This window comes from Bordetella genomosp. 9 (genome assembly GCF_002261425.1).
GTDB lineage: Bacteria > Pseudomonadota > Gammaproteobacteria > Burkholderiales > Burkholderiaceae_B > Bordetella_C.
Genome location: NZ_NEVJ01000002.1, coordinates 696,653 through 713,957 on the forward strand (window position 1 = coordinate 696,653; position 17,305 = coordinate 713,957).

General features: G+C 62.6%; 18 protein-coding genes. All 18 read left to right on the forward strand.

The genetic code is table 11. The features are described 5' to 3' along the window. Positions 1-40 precede the first annotated feature (40 nt). The 18 genes from CAL26_RS09215 to CAL26_RS09295 all read left to right on the forward strand — a co-directional run bounded on the left by CAL26_RS09215 (position 41) and on the right by CAL26_RS09295 (position 17,260). A complete protein-coding gene (locus tag CAL26_RS09215) occupies positions 41-1,696 on the forward strand; it encodes a terminase large subunit (RefSeq protein WP_256988255.1) in 1,656 nt (551 codons plus the stop codon). A gap of 28 nt (positions 1,697-1,724) precedes the next feature. Next, a complete protein-coding gene (locus CAL26_RS28305) occupies positions 1,725-1,898 on the forward strand; it encodes a hypothetical protein (protein WP_179283300.1) in 174 nt (57 codons plus the stop codon). Further along, positions 1,891-3,237 (forward strand): phage portal protein, encoded by a 1,347-nt coding sequence (locus CAL26_RS09220; RefSeq protein ID WP_256988256.1) that lies wholly within the window; start codon positions 1,891-1,893, stop codon positions 3,235-3,237. Before CAL26_RS28305 ends, CAL26_RS09220 begins: the two co-directional genes overlap by 8 nt. After that, complete coding sequence (locus CAL26_RS09225; RefSeq protein ID WP_094846581.1) at positions 3,234-3,923, forward strand: HK97 family phage prohead protease; 690 nt, start codon at positions 3,234-3,236, stop codon at positions 3,921-3,923. Before CAL26_RS09220 ends, CAL26_RS09225 begins: the two co-directional genes overlap by 4 nt. A 10-nt stretch (positions 3,924-3,933) precedes the next feature. Further along, positions 3,934-5,196: a phage major capsid protein gene (locus CAL26_RS09230; RefSeq protein ID WP_094846582.1), complete on the forward strand. Its 1,263-nt coding sequence runs from the start codon at positions 3,934-3,936 to the stop codon at positions 5,194-5,196. Between the two features lie 56 nt (positions 5,197-5,252). Further along, positions 5,253-5,762, forward strand: a complete 510-nt coding sequence (locus CAL26_RS09235) for a hypothetical protein (protein WP_143277383.1) — start codon at positions 5,253-5,255, stop codon at positions 5,760-5,762. Positions 5,763-5,764: 2 nt separating this feature from the next. Beyond that, a complete protein-coding gene (locus tag CAL26_RS09240) occupies positions 5,765-6,106 on the forward strand; it encodes a head-tail connector protein (protein ID WP_094846584.1) in 342 nt (113 codons plus the stop codon). 1 nt (position 6,107) lies between these two features. After that, complete coding sequence (locus CAL26_RS09245; protein WP_094846585.1) at positions 6,108-6,443, forward strand: phage head closure protein; 336 nt, start codon at positions 6,108-6,110, stop codon at positions 6,441-6,443. 2 nt (positions 6,444-6,445) lie between these two features. Next, entirely contained in the window at positions 6,446-6,940 is a 495-nt protein-coding gene (locus CAL26_RS09250) for an HK97 gp10 family phage protein (RefSeq protein WP_094846586.1), read from the forward strand. Next, a complete protein-coding gene (locus tag CAL26_RS09255; protein WP_094846587.1) occupies positions 6,933-7,286 on the forward strand; it encodes a DUF3168 domain-containing protein in 354 nt (117 codons plus the stop codon). Before CAL26_RS09250 ends, CAL26_RS09255 begins: the two co-directional genes overlap by 8 nt. Continuing rightward, positions 7,283-7,723, forward strand: a complete 441-nt coding sequence (locus CAL26_RS09260) for a hypothetical protein (protein WP_143277384.1) — start codon at positions 7,283-7,285, stop codon at positions 7,721-7,723. The genes CAL26_RS09255 and CAL26_RS09260 overlap by 4 nt, the downstream gene beginning before the upstream one ends. 96 nt (positions 7,724-7,819) lie before the next feature. Further along, positions 7,820-8,476 carry a phage tail protein gene (locus CAL26_RS09265; RefSeq protein ID WP_094846589.1) on the forward strand — a complete coding sequence of 219 codons (657 nt, stop codon included), beginning with the start codon at positions 7,820-7,822 and terminating at the stop codon, positions 8,474-8,476. An 83-nt stretch (positions 8,477-8,559) separates the two neighbouring features. Further along, positions 8,560-8,883 carry a phage tail assembly chaperone gene (locus CAL26_RS09270; RefSeq protein ID WP_094846590.1) on the forward strand — a complete coding sequence of 108 codons (324 nt, stop codon included), beginning with the start codon at positions 8,560-8,562 and terminating at the stop codon, positions 8,881-8,883. Positions 8,884-8,945: 62 nt separating this feature from the next. After that, on the forward strand, positions 8,946-9,191 hold the full coding sequence (locus CAL26_RS09275; protein ID WP_094846591.1) for a DUF1799 domain-containing protein: 246 nt from the start codon (positions 8,946-8,948) through the stop codon (positions 9,189-9,191). A 35-nt stretch (positions 9,192-9,226) separates the two neighbouring features. Next, complete coding sequence (locus CAL26_RS09280) at positions 9,227-14,800, forward strand: phage tail length tape measure family protein (protein ID WP_094846592.1); 5,574 nt, start codon at positions 9,227-9,229, stop codon at positions 14,798-14,800. Continuing rightward, positions 14,797-15,687 (forward strand): hypothetical protein, encoded by an 891-nt coding sequence (locus CAL26_RS09285; RefSeq protein WP_094846593.1) that lies wholly within the window; start codon positions 14,797-14,799, stop codon positions 15,685-15,687. Before CAL26_RS09280 ends, CAL26_RS09285 begins: the two co-directional genes overlap by 4 nt. Further along, positions 15,687-16,847 carry a hypothetical protein gene (locus CAL26_RS09290; protein ID WP_094846594.1) on the forward strand — a complete coding sequence of 387 codons (1,161 nt, stop codon included), beginning with the start codon at positions 15,687-15,689 and terminating at the stop codon, positions 16,845-16,847. The genes CAL26_RS09285 and CAL26_RS09290 overlap by 1 nt, the downstream gene beginning before the upstream one ends. Then, positions 16,844-17,260, forward strand: a complete 417-nt coding sequence (locus CAL26_RS09295) for a hypothetical protein (RefSeq protein ID WP_094846595.1) — start codon at positions 16,844-16,846, stop codon at positions 17,258-17,260. Before CAL26_RS09290 ends, CAL26_RS09295 begins: the two co-directional genes overlap by 4 nt. The last annotated feature ends 45 nt before the right edge of the window (positions 17,261-17,305 follow it).

Sequence of the window (17,305 nt, forward strand, 5' to 3'; positions counted from 1 at the left end):
CGCCGCGGAGGTCTGGGACACGGATTACGGGCTTCCGGTCTTGCGCGGCGACATCCTGGTCGGCAGGCTGACGTACCTGGCTGTCGCGCGGCATTACCAGGACTTGCTGGACGGACCGGCGCGTGGGCTGGAATTCAGTCCCGGGCACGCCTGGCATGTAATCGACTTCATTGAGCAGCACTTCGTCCACATTCGCGGACCGCTTGCCAGGAAACCGGTGTTGCTTGATCCGTGGCAGAAGTTCTGGACCGCAGTGCTGTATGGCTGGCTGCGGGCCGAAACTGGCCTACGCCGGTTCCTGACTGGCTACGAGGAGGTCGCGCGTAAGAACGGCAAGAGCACGTGGAAGGCGCCGCAGGCCGTCTACATGTTCATGATGGACGGGGAAATAGGGGCCGAGGTTTACACCATCGCCACCACGCGGGACCAGGCCATGGCGATTTTCAAGCCGGCGCTGGATAACGTGAAACGGTGGGCGCGTGAGTCGCCAGGCATCGCCAAGAGCTTCAAGATTCACGACGGCAAGAACCAGGAGCAGATTTCCTTCGATTCGTCGGAGCTTCGCCCGTTGCCAGCGAACGCGGACGCGCTGGACGGCAAGAATCCTCACGCGACGTTCGTCGACGAGCTGCATGCGCACAAAACGCCCGAGGTCTGGGAGGTCATGGAAAGCGCGCGCGGCTCGCGCACTCAGCCGATGCAGTCAGCGATAACGACCGCCGGCTTCATCCTGGATGGCGTGTGCATGGATGTGCGGCGGTACCTGATCAGCCTGCTCGAGGGAACGCGCCAGGACGATTCGTTCTTTGGCTACATCTACACGCTGGACGAAGGGGACGATCCTCTGGCCGAAAAGAATTGGCCGAAGGCGAATCCCGGGCTGGGCCGGTCCAAGACGTGGGAATACATGCGGGCCATGGCGAGGAAGGCGGCCGCGCTACCTAGCGCGATGGCCAATTTCAAGACCAAGGACCTGAACATCTGGTGCAACGACGCCGAGGGCTGGATTGACCTCGACGTCTGGGACAAGGGCGGCAAGAAATTCGACCCGCTGGATCTGCGCGGAAGGCGGTGCTTCGGTGGAATGGACCTATCGGCAACGCGGGATCTTACCGCCTTCGCGCTGGTCTTTCCGCCGGACGGTGACGATCCATACTGGTATGTGCTGGTCTGGACTTACTGCCCGAGGGCCAAGGTGGAAGAGCAGTCGAAGGACGATGCAACGCCGTATGAGGCCTGGGAGCAGAGCGGCCATCTGACGGTGACCGACGGCGATATCACCGACTACGAGCCCATGCGCAAGCAGATCCTGGCGGCATCCAATCTGTATGACCTGGTGGAGCTGGCGTATGACAAGTGGAACGCGACACACCTGGTCAATCAGCTCAGTGACGATGGGGTCCCGCTGGTGGAGGTGCCGCAGAACACAGCAGGCATGTACCCGGGGTCGAAAAGGCTTGAAGAGCTGGTCTACGGTAAGCGGATGAGACACGGCGCGAATCCGGTGCTCAGGTCGGCCGCCGCCAATGTGTCACTGCTGTTCGACACCAACGGAAATTTCCGTCCGGACAAAAAGAAATCCAGTCCGCGCGGGCGTATCGACCCGGTGGTGGCGACCGTACTGGCGTTGAGCCGGGCCGCAGTTTATGTGCAGGAGGACTTGTCGGGCTTCTTCGGAAACCCGATTGTCGTCTGACCGTCAACCTATCAATGAGGCGGACCGAATGAAGGTTGCCATTCTGGTGCTGGTCATGCTTCTGGTCGTGGCCATTGCCATGCTTTGCGCCGGCGTGTTCTTGCTGGCTGGGCTCGGGTGGTGCCTTGTCACTGGTGCTCTCGTGGCCTTCGTTATCGCGAGCTTTCTATTCCGCAGCGTGCGGAGGGCCATAAATGCCTGAACGTGGATTCATGCAGGTCCTGGCCGGCGGCCTTGCCGCTTCGGCCAAGACGGCGGGACAGCCGTCGCTGAAGTCCAGCGTGGGCGCTTGGCTGGGCAAGCGCTTGGGCCTGACCAGCACCGACTTCTGGTCTGCCTGGGTGGGTGCCTCCAACAGCGGAAAGCCTGTGACTGCGCAGACTGCGCTGACGGTGTCCGCCGTCTGGAGTTGCGTGCACCTGATCGCCGAGACGCTGGCGACCCTGCCGTTGGATTTTTACCGGCGGACCAGTGGCGCGCCGGTGGAGGCGCCGGAACACCCGCTCCATGATCTGCTGAGGTTCCAGCCGAATGCTGATATGACCGCGGTGCAGTTCTGGGAGATGCTGGTCGCGTGCCTTCTGCTCTGGGGCAATTCGTTTGTCGAGATCGTGCGGCTCGGTGTGCGCGTGACGGCCCTGAACCCGCTGCTGCCGTGGCGCATGCAGGTGCGGCGCCTCACCGACGGCTCATTGGAGTACACGTACTCGGATCTGGATGGCAAGCAGCGCAAGATCGCCGAAGCGGACATGTGGCACATCGCCGCCTTCAGTCTGGACGGCGTCCTGGGAATGTCCACAATCCGATACGGGGCCAATGTCTTTGGCGCTGCCATGGCGGCTGACGAGGCGAGCGCGAAGGTCTTCGCAAACGGGCTGAACGTCGGTGGCGTGCTTTCGACGGAGCAGATCCTCACCAGGAAGCAGCGGGACGAGTATCGCGAGGACATGGAGGCGCGGTTCTCGGGCGCGTTGAACGCCGGAAAGACCTTGGTGCTCGAAGCCGGAATGAAGTATCAGCAGGTGCCGATGAATCCTGAGGACGCACAGTTGTTGGCCACGCGGGGCTTCAATGTCGAAGAGGTCTGCAGGTGGTTCCGTGTATTTCCGTGGATGGTCGGGCATACCGAGAAGAGTACTAGCTGGGGCACTGGGATCGAGCAGCAGCTGATCGCGTTCCTGACGTTCACACTGCGACCCTGGCTGACGCGGATCGAACAGTCAATCCGGAAGTCGCTTCTGCCCAGTGGTCAACGTTCCGTCTTCTACGCCAAGTTCTCGGTCGAAGGGCTGTTGCGCGCCGACAGCGCTGCGCGCGCGTCCTTCTATTCCGTCATGACCCAAAACGGCATCTACTCGCGCGACGATTGCCGGGAGAAGGAAAACATGCCGCGGCGCGGCGGCAATGCCGACGTGCTGACGGTGCAGTCCAATCTCCTGCCCATCGATCAATTGGGCAAGGCCAGCAGCAGCGACCAGCAAGCCAGAGCAGCGCTTACGGCATGGCTGAACGACGACGGGAACACGGGAGCAACCCAATGAACCACAAAGCCGCATCCCTAAAGATCAGGGATTTCGATCTGCACGTAAAGGCCGTCTCCGATGACGGCCTTTTTTCTGGCTACGGGTCCGTATTCGGGGTGGTCGATAGCTACAACGAAGTCGTGGCGCCCGGTGCGTTCGCCGAAAGCCTGGCGGAGATTAAAGATCGTGGGCGGCCTGTGCCGGTGCTGTGGCAGCACCGCAGCGGCGAGCCCATCGGCGTCTACGACGGATTGTCCGAGGATGGACATGGCCTGAAGGTCGATGGGCGGCTGTTGACGGGGCAGGTGGCCCGGGCGACGGAGGCCCACGCGCTCATGAAGGCGAACGCCGTCTCCGGCCTATCGATTGGCTACTACGTCCGCGAGGACAGCTACGACGAGAAGACGCGCGTTCGAACGCTCAAGCGGCTGGACCTGGTGGAGGTCAGCCTGGTGACGTTCCCGGCGAACGATGCGGCGCGGGTGGACGCGATCAAGTCGAAGCTCGCGCATGGCAGCTTGCCCACCATTCCCGAATTCGAACAGATCCTGCGCGAGGCAGGGTTTTCGAAGAGTCAGGCCGCGGTGATCGCCAATCGCGGGCTGAAACATCTGCTCGACCGGTGTGAGTCCGGGGGCGAGGCGAATGACAACATGGCCGGCCTGGTTAAGCAAATCGGCAGGCTCAATCTCCCTACTTTTTAAAGGAATCGCAATGGGTCGCTATAGCAACCTGGCACAACGTGGCGAACTGGGGCGCAAGAGCGCCGACAACGCCGGCCGTCTGGACGACCAGATCGAACTCAAGGCCATCGTCAAGGCGCTGAACGAGCGCGACGAGGAAATCAAGCTCTTCTGCGGCAAGGCCTCGGAAGAAATCAAAGCCCACGGGAAGGTGCTCGATGACACCAAGACGGTGATCGAGCAGCTTTCCAAGGGCGGTGTCGAACTCACCGAGCGCTTGGTCCAAGTCGAACAGAAGTTGGCGCGTCGAGCGGCTGCCAACGACGAATCGGTCAAGTCGATCGGTGAACAGTTTACCGACAGCGACGACTTTACGGCCTTGGCCGGCAAGGGCCGTGGCATCGCCCGCATGAACATCAAGGCGGTCACCAGCATTACCAGTGCGACGACCGGCACGGGCGGTGTCGGTGCGGCGATTCAGCCGACGCGCGTGCCTGGGGTGATCAGCGGCCCGGACCGTCCTTTCACAATCCGCGACCTGATCATGCCGGGCCGAACCAGCTCGAACTCGGTGGAGTTCGTGCAGGAGTCCGGTTACCAGAACATGGCCGCGCCGGTGGCGGAGGGCGGCGCCAAGCCGCAGTCGGACCTGTCGTTCGAACTGAAGACGACGACGGTCAAGACGCTGGCGCACTGGTTCCTGGCATCCAAGCAGGTGCTGGCGGATATTCCGTTGTTGCAAAGCTACATCAACGGCCGGGCCATCTATGGACTGAAGTACGTCGAGGAAAATCAAATTCTGGCGGGCGACGGCACGGGCCAGAACCTGCTCGGACTGATTCCGCAGGCCACGGCGTTCGACGATGCGCTGCGCCAAGCCGGTGACACCAAGATCGATACCATCCGGCGTGCGATCCTCCAGGTTCGTATCGCTGAATACCGCGCCAGCGGCATCGTACTGAATCCGGTGGACTGGGCAGACATCGAGCTGCAGAAGGACGAGCAGGGCCGGTACATCTGGGTCAACGTGGTCGAAGGGGGCGTGCCGCGCCTGTGGAAGTTGCCCGTGGTCGATACGACCGCGGTCGCGGAGGGCGAGTTCCTGGTCGGCGCCTTCGATATCGCCGCCCAGGTCTTCGACCGGGAAGACGCTGCGGTTGAAGTGTCGACGGAAGACAGCGACAACTTCCGCAAGAACATGGTGACGATCCGGGCCGAGGAGCGTTTGGCGCTGGCGGTCTATCGTCCGGAGTCTTTTGTGCACGGCGATTTCGCCGCGCCGTCCGGCGGCTGATACCGCGCCCCTTGTGAACCGAAGAGGCGGGGCCGGGCAACCGGCCCCGAATGCAGATGGGAATACAAGATAAAGTTGTTGTCGCCACCGTCAAGGGTTTCAACAATGGTGACGAATACGTCGGCCGAGGCCAAGTGATCTCCGTGTCCGAGGGCCGCGCACGCGAGCTGGAGGCCAACGGCCTGATTACCCGTGACGCGGCTGTGGTAAGGCTGGCGCAGGGCGACAACAAGCCGGTGCATCGGGCATCTCGAAGGGCCTCCAGTGCGGCAATCAAACGAGCGTCGACGCCATTCAATAAGAGGGCCGCTGATGCGGAACACAACCCTTCGGAAAAATCGCCCAACAAGCAGGCTCAAGCGGCTCAATCTCCGCTAACAACAGACCCGGCTGATAAGGGCGGTCCTGGCGGCTCCGTCGGGCCAAATGCTGCTTTAGCTGACAACGGAGCTTCTGCAGCTGCGGGCGGGCAAGAGGCGGCTGGCGTGTCCAGCGGCGCGAACGGGTCCGCCCCCAATCTGGCGTCGGACGCTGGCGCCGGTGGGTTCGAAAGCAAGGTTGGCTGAACATGGCGCTCGTGACGACGCAACAAGCGCTTGCGCATCTGCGGGCTGATAGCTCGGAAGATATCTCGATCTATCTCGCCGCGGCTGAGGAGGCCGCGATCGCCTTTCTCAATCGCCAAGTGTACGAGTCCTCAGAGGCGCTTGAAGCCGCTGTGCTGGCCGGCACGGCAGGCGATGACCCCATCGTGGTAACAGGAGCAGTAAAAGCGGCCATTCTCTTGATCCTTGGACATTTGTACCGGAACAGGGAGGACGTCCTGGCCGAACAGAGCGCAACGGCAATTGAACTGCCTATGGGGTCTCGTGCGCTTCTTCAGCCTTTCCGAATCTGGGTAGGGGTGTAACGTGGGACTCGCCGCAGGAAGCCTTAATCGGCGTCTGCGCTTGCAGCGACCGGAACAGCAAGAGAACGCAGCGAATGAGCCAGATCCCTTGTGGGTCGATGTAGGCTCTGTCTGGGCGTCGATCAAGCACACGTCTGGCTTGAAGACGATCATGGCTGGCGAGAACACGCTCATTGCGAGGGTCAGCATCCGGGTGCGCTACCGGAGGGACATCATCATGGGTATGCGCGCAATACACGGAGACGACGTTTACGTCGTCGAAGCGACGCTTCCAGATGTGGACCGCCGGGAGTACCTTGACTTGGTTTGCCGGCTCCTGTCGCCCCAGGAGGTGTAGGCATGAAGAACGGACGCAGATATGCACCGAACAGCGTATCGTTTGCCTTCGAAGGAGACATCGTTTCACAGGTCGGTGAATTCTTTGAGCGTATCAAGAGCGAGGCTGTACGGCCCGCTGCGCACGCAATGGCACTGGTGCTGTACGACGAAATGCGTGCGCGTGTGCCCGTTCAGATGGGCACGTTGCAGGCCGCCATATACCGCTGGTTCGACGAAGCCGATTCCGGCCGAGATCGCAAGACCTACATTGTCGGCGTGAACAAGCGCAAGGCGCCTCACTGGTGGGTGGTCGAACATGGATACTGGCGACGCCATGCGGTCGTCAAGCTGCCGTCCGGTGAGTGGGTGACCATCAATAGCCGACCGCTCAAGGTGCCGGTGTTCGTGCCAGGCCAGCCGTATCTGCGGGTGTCGGTTGATGCCAAGCTTACCGCCGCGGTTGAGGCTGGACGCCGACGCCTGGCGGAGAAGATTCAGGAAATCCAGAATGCTTGAATCCATCATGGTTGAGGTGGTGGGGCCGCTGGTGAGCCAGCGCGTGTTCCCGGATACCGCTCCTGCCAATACTCCGTTGCCCTTCGTGATCTACCAGAAAGTCGGTGGTGTCGAGCCGGTGTTCATCGACGGCATGCTGCCGGACAAGGAAAACGCCCGCGTGCAGGTCGTTGTGTGGGCGCGCAAGCGCAGCGAAGCCTCGATCCTCATGCGTGGCATTAAGGCTGCGCTGTGCGGCCCGCCTACGCTTGCCGTTCCAGCCGGGGCGGATATCGCGCGAAATGACGAGACGCCGGGCTTTCGGGGTGCGCAGCAAGATTTCAGCATTTGGTATACGGCCCTATGACCGCTCCTGCAACTCTGGTCCATACGACCGTGCATATGTCGGCCACGGTGCCCTCCGTCTTCACGCTGGAGGCCTACGAGGCGCTCGCGTTCACGCAGGTGCACGGCGTCCGCGCCATCGGCTCTCTGACGCGGCAGTATCAGACCGCCATTTTTACGCCACTCGCTGGTGGCGTCCCCCGGCAGCGTCGCGTGGCGCGCGCGCCGCAGTCGCTGCAACTGGACCTGTACCGTATCGATGACGAGGGTCAGGCGATGCTGCGCGCCGCTATCGATCGGGACGCGCCTTACTCGTTCCGCATCACGTTACCCGGCCTGGGCGCCCACTATTTCACGGCCCGCGCGTCCAGTCGTGCGCTTGGCATGGGGTCAGTCACCGACACGGCCGCCACCTCCATCACACTCGAAATCGAGAGCGAAATCCTCGAACCCCTCTGAATCGCCTGCGCAACCAGGCGCGCTGCCCTCCTTGGGGCACAACCATCCAACCCACCACCGGTGGGATTTTTTTCGTCCCTTGATTGGAGCAATCCCATGTCTGTATCTCTTCCCAATGGCGTCATCCTGGCGCTCGCCACCGCCTACGGCGCGGTAAAGAACATTACCGCGCTGACGAATGCTGCGCCCGCAGTAGCCACCAGTGCCGCGCACGGCCTCAGCGATGGCGCCCTCATCGAAGTAAAGTCCGGCTGGCAGAAGCTGAATGACCGCGTCTTCCGCATCGACGACTCGACCACAGGTGCCTTCTCGCTCGAAGGGACTGACACGACCTCGCAGACGATCTACCCCGGCGGTACCGGTGTGGGCTCGCTGCGGGAAGTCACCGCGTGGACGCAAATTTCCCAGGTGACGGACACGTCGACATCGGGCGGCGACATGCAATTCGCCACGTTCAGCTTCCTGGAGAACGACTTCGAGTCGCAGATCCCGACGCAGGCCAGCGCGCAGTCGTTCACGCTGACCATAGCGGACGACCCTACGCTGGCCGGCTACAAAGCATTGCAAGCCGCCGCCGAGAAGCGTGACGTGCGAGCGCTGCGAATCACTTTTCCCAATGGCTCGGTGATTCTCTACAACGGTTATGTGTCGTTCAACGAGACGCCCACCATGACCAAAGGGCAAGTGATGGCCGTGCAGGCGACGTTCTCCTTGCTCTCGCGGCCCGTTCGCTACGCCGCGCCGCAAGCCTAAACACGCGCCCACCTCGGCCGCGCCGCCCTCATTGGCGCGGCCGCCCCAGTCAAGACCTCACGCCCTACCCAAAGGACAATCTCATGGCCGGCAAGATCAAATTCACGCTCACTCCGCAGCCTACTTTCAAGCACAAGGTGCCGATGCCCATTCCGGGCGCAGGCTTCGCTGAAGTCGAAATCACGTTCAAGCATCGCAGCAAGGCGGAGTTCAAGGAGTTCATGGAGCGCGCAAAGGAGCAGGACGACGATGTGGCTCTGGTGATGGACGTCGCCAGCGGCTGGGAGCTGCAGGAGCCCTTCGATCAAGAGCACGTCGGCAAGCTGGTGGACAGCTACGTCGGTGCCGCCCGGGCGATCTTCACGGCCTACGTGGACGAGCTGATCAAGGCCCGAGTGGGAAACTGATCGCCCTGGGCGCAGCGCTCTACGCCAAAGGCCCTGACCCCAATGAGCTGGCGGCCTTCGGCTTGACGCTAGACGACGTGGCCGGACCTCCCGTTGAGGTTTGGCCAGGTCACGAGGAAGCGCTCTCCTTGTTCCTGTCCATACGCACACAGTGGCGTGTGGGCATGGCCGGCGCCACGGGGCTGGATTACGGCGTGCTTTTCCACAAGATGGATCGCATGGGGCTCTCGCCCGAGCGTTACGAGGAGCTGGAGGAAGAGGTCCGGATCATGGAAAACGCGGCCCTCGACGAAATGTCCAAGAAGTAGCCCGCCCTGCCGGGCGTTTTTTACTGGAATCTGTTATGTCTGAAGTCATCGCGGAAGGCGTCGTCGCCGTCACGGGCGACGCATCTGGTCTCAGCGCCACCATGGCCGAGGTGACGCAGCAGACAGGCAAGGCAAAGCGGTCGATCGAGGATCTCGGCCGCGGTGCGTCGCAGAGTCTGACAAAGGCGGCCAGCGATGGCGACCAAGCCTCCCGAAAGATGGAGCGCTCGACTCAGAGCCTCATCAGCCAGATCGAACGCCAGATTGCCGTGACCCAGGCCGGCGCCAAGGGTACGGCGGAGTATTTCCAGGCCATCGCAAAGCAGCGCGGCGTGGATCCGAACCAGTTGAAGCCGTACCTGGATCAATTGAATTCGGTGACCGCGGCGCAGGGCCAGGCCGGCATGTCGGCGAAGGCGCTGTTGGCGGCCACGCGGGGATTGCCGGCTCAGTTCACTGATATAGCGGTATCCCTCCAAGGCGGGCAGCGTCCTCTAACGGTGTTGCTGCAGCAGGGCGGACAGCTGAAGGATCTGTTCGGGGGCATAGCGCCCACGGCACGCGCCCTGACCGGATATATCGCCGGCATGGTCAATCCGCTCACCCTGGTCGCCGGTGCTGCGGTCGCGCTGGCCGTTGCCTATTCTCAAGGCGCCAGTGAGGCGGAGCAGTTCAATCGGACCTTCATCCAGACGGGTGCGCTGGCCGGCAAAACGACTGGCGACCTGCAGCAGATGGCGCGCCGCATTGCCGATGTGGTCGGCACGCAGGGCCAGGCTGCCGCCGTCCTGGATCTGTTCGCGCGTAGCACCAAGGTGGGTGCCGAGAACATGGAGCAGTTCGCCCAGGCGGCGATCCGCTGGGAGAAGGTCACTGGCACCGCCGCGGAGGACACCGTCAAGGCGTTCCTCGATCTGGGCAAAGACCCACTCGACGCAGTGCTCAAGCTCAACGAGGGCATGAACTTCCTGACGGCCAGCACCTACGAGCAGATCCGCTCGCTGGAGCGCCAGGGGCAGAGTGCCCAGGCCGCGGCCGTGGCGCAGAAGGCATACGCCGACGCGCTGAATGACCGCGCGCCAAAGCTCGAGCAGAACCTCGGTGTGCTGGAGCGCGCCTGGGACCGCGTGAAGAATGTGGCGAAGGGTGCCTGGGACGCGATGCTCGATATCGGCCGTCCGGCATCGCTGGAGGACCGCATTTCCGCGCAGGCGGGTGTCGTGCAGAACCTCGGCGACAAGCTGTTGGCGCAGTCGTCACGAGGCCGCCCTACCGGGCAACTTGCGGCGCAGCTCGCCGCAGCTCAAGCGGAACAGGATCGCCTGGAGCGTCAGTATTACGCCGAGGCATCGGCGGCAGCCGCTGGCAAGTCTCAGCAGGAGGAACTGGCCCGCGCGACGTTCCGTGCCAGCTACCTGGACAGCGACAGCCGCAACTCGCCTTCGCAGCAGCGCGTGAAGGCGATCCAGCAGGAGCAGCAGGCATTCCAGAAGGCCATTGAGGGCCTGCGCGAGGGAACGCAGGAGTACCAGCAGGTCTACGAGGCCCACCGAACGGCGCTCGATGCGATCAACAAGAAATTCGAGGACAAGGGCACCGGGCCGACCGTAGCCGACACCGAGGCCGCGCGGCTGAACGCACGCATCGGTGAGGAAAAGGCGCTGTCCACCGAACTGGCGGAGCGCGGCCTGCAAACGAGCAAGTTGAACGAGTTCGAGCGCCGTGCCGCTGAGATTGGTGAGCTTCTGCAGGGCAACCTCAAGGGGCGAGTCCGTGCCAGCCTGGAGCACACGCAGGCGCTCGCCGCCGAGGCCGGCGCGCTGGTCCGTGCGAACACCGAAACCAAGGCGTTCCTTGAGTCGCGCGAAAAGTACCTCGATGGCGTGCGCGACGGCATCGCGAAGATCACGCAGGAAGCCCAGGCCACGGAGGACCAGGTTGCCACCTACGGTCTGAGCAAGGCTGCGCTGGAGCAACTGACCATCGCGCGCCTTGAAGAGCGCAAAGCGGCCCTGCAGGGCTTCGACGGGGCACAGGAAGAGATCGACCTGATCAACCAGGAGATCGATGCGCGGGAGCGCTTGGTGACGGCTGTGCGTGCCAAGGACGTGAAGGACGCACAGAAGAAAGCCAACGCCGATTTCGTACGGGATTGGGAAAAGACGGTCGACCAGTATGGTGACGTGTTCCGTCAGGGCTTCGCCGGCATGCTGAACAACGGTAAGGAAGGCTGGAAGGCGTTCACGACGTCGCTCGTGACGACTTTCAAGACCACGGTTGCCGATGTCATATACAAGATGTTCCTGCAGCCGATCGTGGTCAACATTGCCGCCAGCGTGTTGGGCCTGACTGGAACAAATGCATTGGCTTCAGGAGCCAGCGCACTTAGTTCGCTTGCTGGGTCCGGATCGTCGGGCGCTGCCGGCCTGGCCGGCGTCGGCCTGAACGCAACCAATGCATTCGGGCTGGTGCGCAACGCATACGGCGCACTGACCGGCGGCCTGACTGCATCGCTGGCTTCGGGCATCTCTTCGATTGGCAGCGCCATTGGCTCAACGGCCGCGCAGCAGTTCGCGCTCGGTATGACGGGACAGGGCGCGACGTTGGCCGCCGGCGTGGCGGGCCCTACCACGGCCGGCAGCACTGCTGCCGGGCTCGGTTCTAGCTTTGCCGGCGCCATCCCAGTTGTTGGCTGGATCGCCGCTGGCATGTTGGCCAGCCGGTCGCTCTATAAGCAGGGCTGGGATGCCGATAACGGGACGCTATCGGACTTCGGCAAATACAACCCAGTTACCGGCCCTTCAGTGTGGACGGACAAGATCCTGCGAAGCGCCGGCCTGGGTGGGGAGTTGGCGTCCATGCTATCCGGATCGTCGACCGTCGCCCGCCTATTCGGCATGGGCCCGGTGAAGTATGGCGACACCTCGCTGGTTGGAGACTTCGGCTCCCTTGGTTTCAGCGGCTACACCAGCACGCCATGGAAGCAGAAGGGCGGTCTGTTTCGCAGCAACAAGAGCGGCACGCAGATCGGTACGCTCGACGATTCGTTCATTGACCAGGTGAGCACCGCTTTCGACCAGATGAAGGCGAACGCGGCCGCCATGGCGCAAGTCGTAGGCGTGTCTGCTAAGTCGCTGGACACCTACAGCGAGCAGATCCGCGTGACGCTCGGCGAAGACGAAGAGGCGAACCAGAAACTCATCGAGGACGCTATCTCGTCGGTGGGCGAGAACCTGGTCCGCTCACTGGTCCCCAACATTGCCGATTTCGCAAAGGAGGGCGAGACGGCCTCAGCAACGCTGGCGCGCCTGGGCACGAACCTGACGGCGGTCAACCAATCGCTGAAATTGCTGGACCTGAAGCTGTTCGACGTGTCGGTCACGGGGGCGGCGACGGCCACCAAGCTGGCGGACGCATTCGGCGGCATCGATGCGATGACCCAGGCCACGCAGCAGTATTACCAGCAATATTACTCGGAGGCGGAGCGGGCCAAGTTGAGCCTCGCCTCCATGAACGACCAGCTCAAGGGGCTGAACATCGTCCTGCCCAACACCATGGAAGAATTCCGCGCCATGGTGTCCGCCCTGGACCTCACTTCAGACGCTGGCCAGGCCGCTTACGCCGCGCTCTTGACCGTGGCGCCTGAGTTTGCCGCGGTGGTGGAAGCGACGGCGCGGCAGGGGCAGGAGATGGCTGCGCGCATCCTGGCCGCCTATACGGGCCGCGGCGGGGTCGTGCCTGCCATGGACGCTGCTGCGCTCAGCGCGCTTGTGCTGGCGGACACGCTCCAGCAGACATCCGTTGTTTCCGGGCAAATCTCGCGGTTGTTCCTCGACCTGGATGCCGGTCTGCTGGACTTCCAAGGCTCCACTGCAAATCTGGATGGATCGCTTTCTGGTGCGCAGCAAGCAAGCGCCGATCTCGGTGATCAGATTGCCCTGCTGCAACAAGGCCTTGGTGGGACCATCATCGACTTCAAGTCGATGGGCGACGCACTGGCGGATGTCGACGCCGATGTGTTTGTGGCTACGCTCAACGCCGCATTCCAGCAGCTGGCTGACCGCATGAAGTCGCTGTTCGACTCCATTGGCAATGAGCGGATGGCCGTGCGGCAGTCGGCGCGTGACATCCTGGACCCGGCGCCTATGTCGCCTGCAGCAATTCGGCAGGCCATCGCTGGGATCAGCACGTCGCTGCCCAGCAACGCGGGACTCGTTCAGGCGACTGCAGCGCTGAACTGGGCCGGGGCCCAATCGGCCGGGGCGGTTGGCCAGCGCAATGTCGCGGAACAGGCATACGTCTCGACGGAAAGGGTGTACGAGGCCAACTATGCCGCGCTGAATGCCGCGCAGAAGACGAAGGATGATGCCCTCGCCCGCTTGCAAAAGCTGAATTGGGACATATATGCGCCCAAGACGGTAGGCTACAAAAAGGACAACTGGGAAGAGCTAGATCAGGCCCGCTCTATTGCTCAAGCGCAGCTTCCTGCTGCTCAGCAAGCTTACGACAACGCGATCGCAGCATTTATATCAGCGCAGAACACCTTCGCCAGCGGTCCCCAGGCCGTCGATGTGGGGCGGTTGCGCGACCAGTACGCGCAATCGGTCAGCGCCGCGGCCAGCGCGCAGGCAGCCGCTACGGAGGCCGCTCGCAATGCCAGGAACGAGCAGCTCGCCTACACCGACTCGCTCCAGCAGTTTGCGCTGAATGCGACGAAGTCGGTGGCGACGCTCAGCGACTTGCGGAATCAGACGGTCAAGTACTACGAGGCGCAGAAGGCGCTGGCGTCCGCTTTGTCTGAGGGTGCGGCCGCGCTTCGCAAAACGGTGAAGGATTACCGCGTCAGCCAGCTTGATCCTGAAGACCAGTTCGCGGTCATGCAGAGCGACTTCGCTCAGCTGTACGCCAAGGCAGCCGGCTCGGACGGCGATGCGCTAACCGGCTATGCGGACCAGTTGAACAGCATGCTCCAACCGCTGCTGGCCGCCGCCGGCGATGCCTTCTCGTCGGATACGCAGTACCAGGCATTCATCGCAACGACCCTGGCGCGCGCAGAAGCAATCGCGAAGCGAATGGACGCGGTGGCGCCGAAGGGGTACGAGCAAGAAAGCCTGGGGCTCCTGGGCCAGATCGACGCCACACTGGCTGCGCTGCAAAGCTCAGCCCTCAGTGGCGACCAGATCCTCACGAACGCGATCAACGCGGCGCGTGACGCCACGGTGAACGGGCTTCGTCAGGTAGTGAATGCGCTGATCGGCGCTCCGGTGGCGGCGTTTGCCACCGGTGGCGATCATGACGGCGGATTGCGACTCGTCGGTGAAAACGGCCCTGAGCTGGAGGTCACCGGGCCGTCGCGCATCTTCAATGCGCAGCAGACGCAGAGCATCCTCGCCGGTGGCTCCGATCAGGCGCAGCTGCTGGCGGCGCTGCGAGCGCTGTTGCAGGAGCAGCAGTCGCTGCGCGATGAGGTCCAGGGGCTGCGCGTCGAGGCTCGCGCCATGGCCAGCAACACGGCGAAAACCACGCGGCAGCTGGAGCGATTCGAAATGGAGGGCATGCCGGTACGCACCGACGCAGATGAGCCGCTTCACGTGGAGGTCCAAGCATGAAAGTGATCAAGCCCGTAGCTATTGGGCCGGCGCAACTGGTAAGTTCGAATGTGGCCGAGGACGACTATCCGACCTACAACGCTGCAACCAACTACCCCGTGGGCGCGAATGTCGTCTATCAATCGAATATCTACCAGTCGGTGCAGACGCCCAACACTGGCCACACCCCGGGCACGGACCCGCTCTATTGGGCTCTTTCAGGCCCCACGAACAAATGGGCCATGTTTGACGACCAGGTGAGCACGCAGACCGTGCGCGACAGTCCCCTGACGGTGGTGGTCAAGCCCGGGCTTGTGAACAGCCTGGCCTTGCTAGGGATGGAAGGATCGAAGGTCGAGGTAACGGGGCGCGATGGGCTCAATGGGCCGGTGATCTACACCACCGAGCGACGGCTGGAGGCGTCCATCGTCACCAACTGGTACGAGTACTTCTTCGAACCGTTCGCGCCATTGTCCGAAGTGGTGTTGACGGACTTGCCGGCTTACGGGAGCCTGCACTTAGCGGTGTCGATCATTGCGCTAAACGCTCAAGTGGCGTGCGGCGCGCTCATTCCTGGCACTGCGTACCTCATCGGTGACGGCGAGTATGGAGGAAGCGCCGGCATCATCGACTACAGTCGGAAGGACACGTCCGAAACCGGCAAGACGACATTTCGCAAGCGCAATTTCTCCCGCCGAATGTCGCAACGACTGTGGGTCGACGCGGCTCGGTTCAACGCCGTGTATCGCCTGCTGTCAGGGCTTCGCGCGACGCCCTGCGTATGGATTGGCGCCGAATCGGAAGAGCTTGGTCCGCTGACGATTTTTGGCTTCTACCGTGATTTCAGCATCGATATCGCCTATCCCTTGGTCAACTTCTGCAACCTTGAGATCGAAGGACTCACATAATGCCGATAACCCCATTGCCCGATCCGCCCAGCCGGAGCGATCCCGCGAACTTCCCCGAGCGCGCGGACGCGTTTATGGCCGCGCTGCCTCTGTTCGCACAACAAGCGAACACGCTCCAGCAACAGGTCAATCAGAAGGAGCAGGATGTCGCGAATAGCGCGACCGCGGCCGCGACGAGCGCGGAGCAGGCCGCCGGCAGCGCCTCAAGCGCCTCTCAGTCCGCAACGGGCGCCGCGCAGGCGCGCACCGATGCTCAGACGGCAGCCGGTGCGGCCGCTGGGAGCGCAGCCCAGGCGCAGGAATACTTCGAACAGATGCAGGTGGAGGGCGGACTGCCGGTATTCGCGGCCGCGAACCTGCCCACTTCGAACATTGGCTCCATATATGTGTCGGACGCTGGTCCGATGGAGTGGGATACCGCTGCGGCGCGGTATCTGCCGGTGTTTCGATTCGCCGAGTGCAGACTGGTGCTCGGCGCCGCTCCAAAATCCGTCAAGTTGGTCCGATACGGTGGCTCGCGCATCACCGTCAACGGAAAAGGCTATGTCATTCCGGCGGCGGGCATCGAAGCACAGTTCTCGCAGGCGGCGGCCGGGCTGATCTATTTCGTCTATCTCCGCGTAACCAATGGAGTACTCAACCTTCTCGCACTTCAGACCGCGCACGTCACAAACGCGGATGGCAGCGAGGTGGCGAGCGGGAACCCTGATTTTCTGCTGGTCGGAATGTTCCGAGTCAATGGGGCAGATCAGCTGCTGGACAGCACGACAGAGCGCGGGGTTGCGAGCTGGTTCAACCGCCGCAAGCAGATCGTCACGTCGACGATAAGCAACGCGTCCACTGCATCCTTAACTGGTGTGAGTGCCACCGCGCGGAATGTGCTGGCGTGGAAAGGGGAGTCCGTCGATGTGAGCCTGTGGGGCAATGGGACCAACACGCAAGCGCTGATGCCATCCTACGCGGTGATCACCGACCAGGGCGCGGCGCAGACCATCGAATCCACGGCGCAGCCCTCGGTCGCGAACCAGTTCCAGGCCTTCGCGCAGTCATTCGCCATTCCGGCGAATCAGGACGGGTTTTTCCAGCCCGGCGCTAGCATCCGCGTGGGCGGCGGAACCGGCACTTTCCAACTTCATCTTAGGGCGGAGGTCCTCATATGACCCAACAGAAGAGAATCGGCCCGACATTCGGGTTCGAGTTGGAGGCCGCAGGGCTGCTAGGCCTTCCGTTCCTATGGATGTCCGATGGAACAATCACTTTCGTTGGGGATCTGTCGGCAGCACAAAGAGATGCTGTTGTGGCTGTATATGCCTCCCACGATCCCGCGAAGGTGTTCGTGCCGCAAGAGGTCACACGCTACCAAGGCGAGGTGGTGATGCGCCGGCGCGGCTGGTGGGATGACGCTGATGCATTGTTCGCACTGCTTCCCGATGATGACGAACGGAAGATCGCCTGGCTTCGGGCGCCCACATGGCGGCGCGACAGTCCGTCATTGCGATACGCTGCCGAACAGATGGGGATTCCGGCGGACTTGCTCGATGACGCATTCGTGGAGGCGTCCCTGGTGCAGTAGCGCCTCTAGATTCATGTCACCCCAACCCGCTCCGGCGGGTTTTTT

Bases quoted from the DNA above. Each gene is read 5' to 3' on its own strand.
- CAL26_RS09285 (WP_094846593.1), top strand. From the start codon at position 14,797: ATGAAAGTGATCAAGCCCGTAGCTATTGGGCCGGCGCAACTGGTAAGT.
- CAL26_RS09260 (WP_143277384.1), top strand. From the start codon at position 7,283: ATGACCGCTCCTGCAACTCTGGTCCATACGACCGTGCATATGTCGGCC.
- CAL26_RS09280 (WP_094846592.1), top strand. From the start codon at position 9,227: ATGTCTGAAGTCATCGCGGAAGGCGTCGTCGCCGTCACGGGCGACGCA.
- CAL26_RS09255 (WP_094846587.1), top strand. From the start codon at position 6,933: ATGCTTGAATCCATCATGGTTGAGGTGGTGGGGCCGCTGGTGAGCCAG.
- CAL26_RS09235 (WP_143277383.1), top strand. From the start codon at position 5,253: ATGGGAATACAAGATAAAGTTGTTGTCGCCACCGTCAAGGGTTTCAAC.
- CAL26_RS09295 (WP_094846595.1), top strand. From the start codon at position 16,844: ATGACCCAACAGAAGAGAATCGGCCCGACATTCGGGTTCGAGTTGGAG.
- CAL26_RS09240 (WP_094846584.1), top strand. From the start codon at position 5,765: ATGGCGCTCGTGACGACGCAACAAGCGCTTGCGCATCTGCGGGCTGAT.
- CAL26_RS09290 (WP_094846594.1), top strand. From the start codon at position 15,687: ATGCCGATAACCCCATTGCCCGATCCGCCCAGCCGGAGCGATCCCGCG.
- CAL26_RS09265 (WP_094846589.1), top strand. From the start codon at position 7,820: ATGTCTGTATCTCTTCCCAATGGCGTCATCCTGGCGCTCGCCACCGCC.
- CAL26_RS09230 (WP_094846582.1), top strand. From the start codon at position 3,934: ATGGGTCGCTATAGCAACCTGGCACAACGTGGCGAACTGGGGCGCAAG.
- CAL26_RS09250 (WP_094846586.1), top strand. From the start codon at position 6,446: ATGAAGAACGGACGCAGATATGCACCGAACAGCGTATCGTTTGCCTTC.
- CAL26_RS09225 (WP_094846581.1), top strand. From the start codon at position 3,234: ATGAACCACAAAGCCGCATCCCTAAAGATCAGGGATTTCGATCTGCAC.
- CAL26_RS28305 (WP_179283300.1), top strand. From the start codon at position 1,725: ATGAAGGTTGCCATTCTGGTGCTGGTCATGCTTCTGGTCGTGGCCATT.
- CAL26_RS09270 (WP_094846590.1), top strand. From the start codon at position 8,560: ATGGCCGGCAAGATCAAATTCACGCTCACTCCGCAGCCTACTTTCAAG.
- CAL26_RS09220 (WP_256988256.1), top strand. From the start codon at position 1,891: ATGCCTGAACGTGGATTCATGCAGGTCCTGGCCGGCGGCCTTGCCGCT.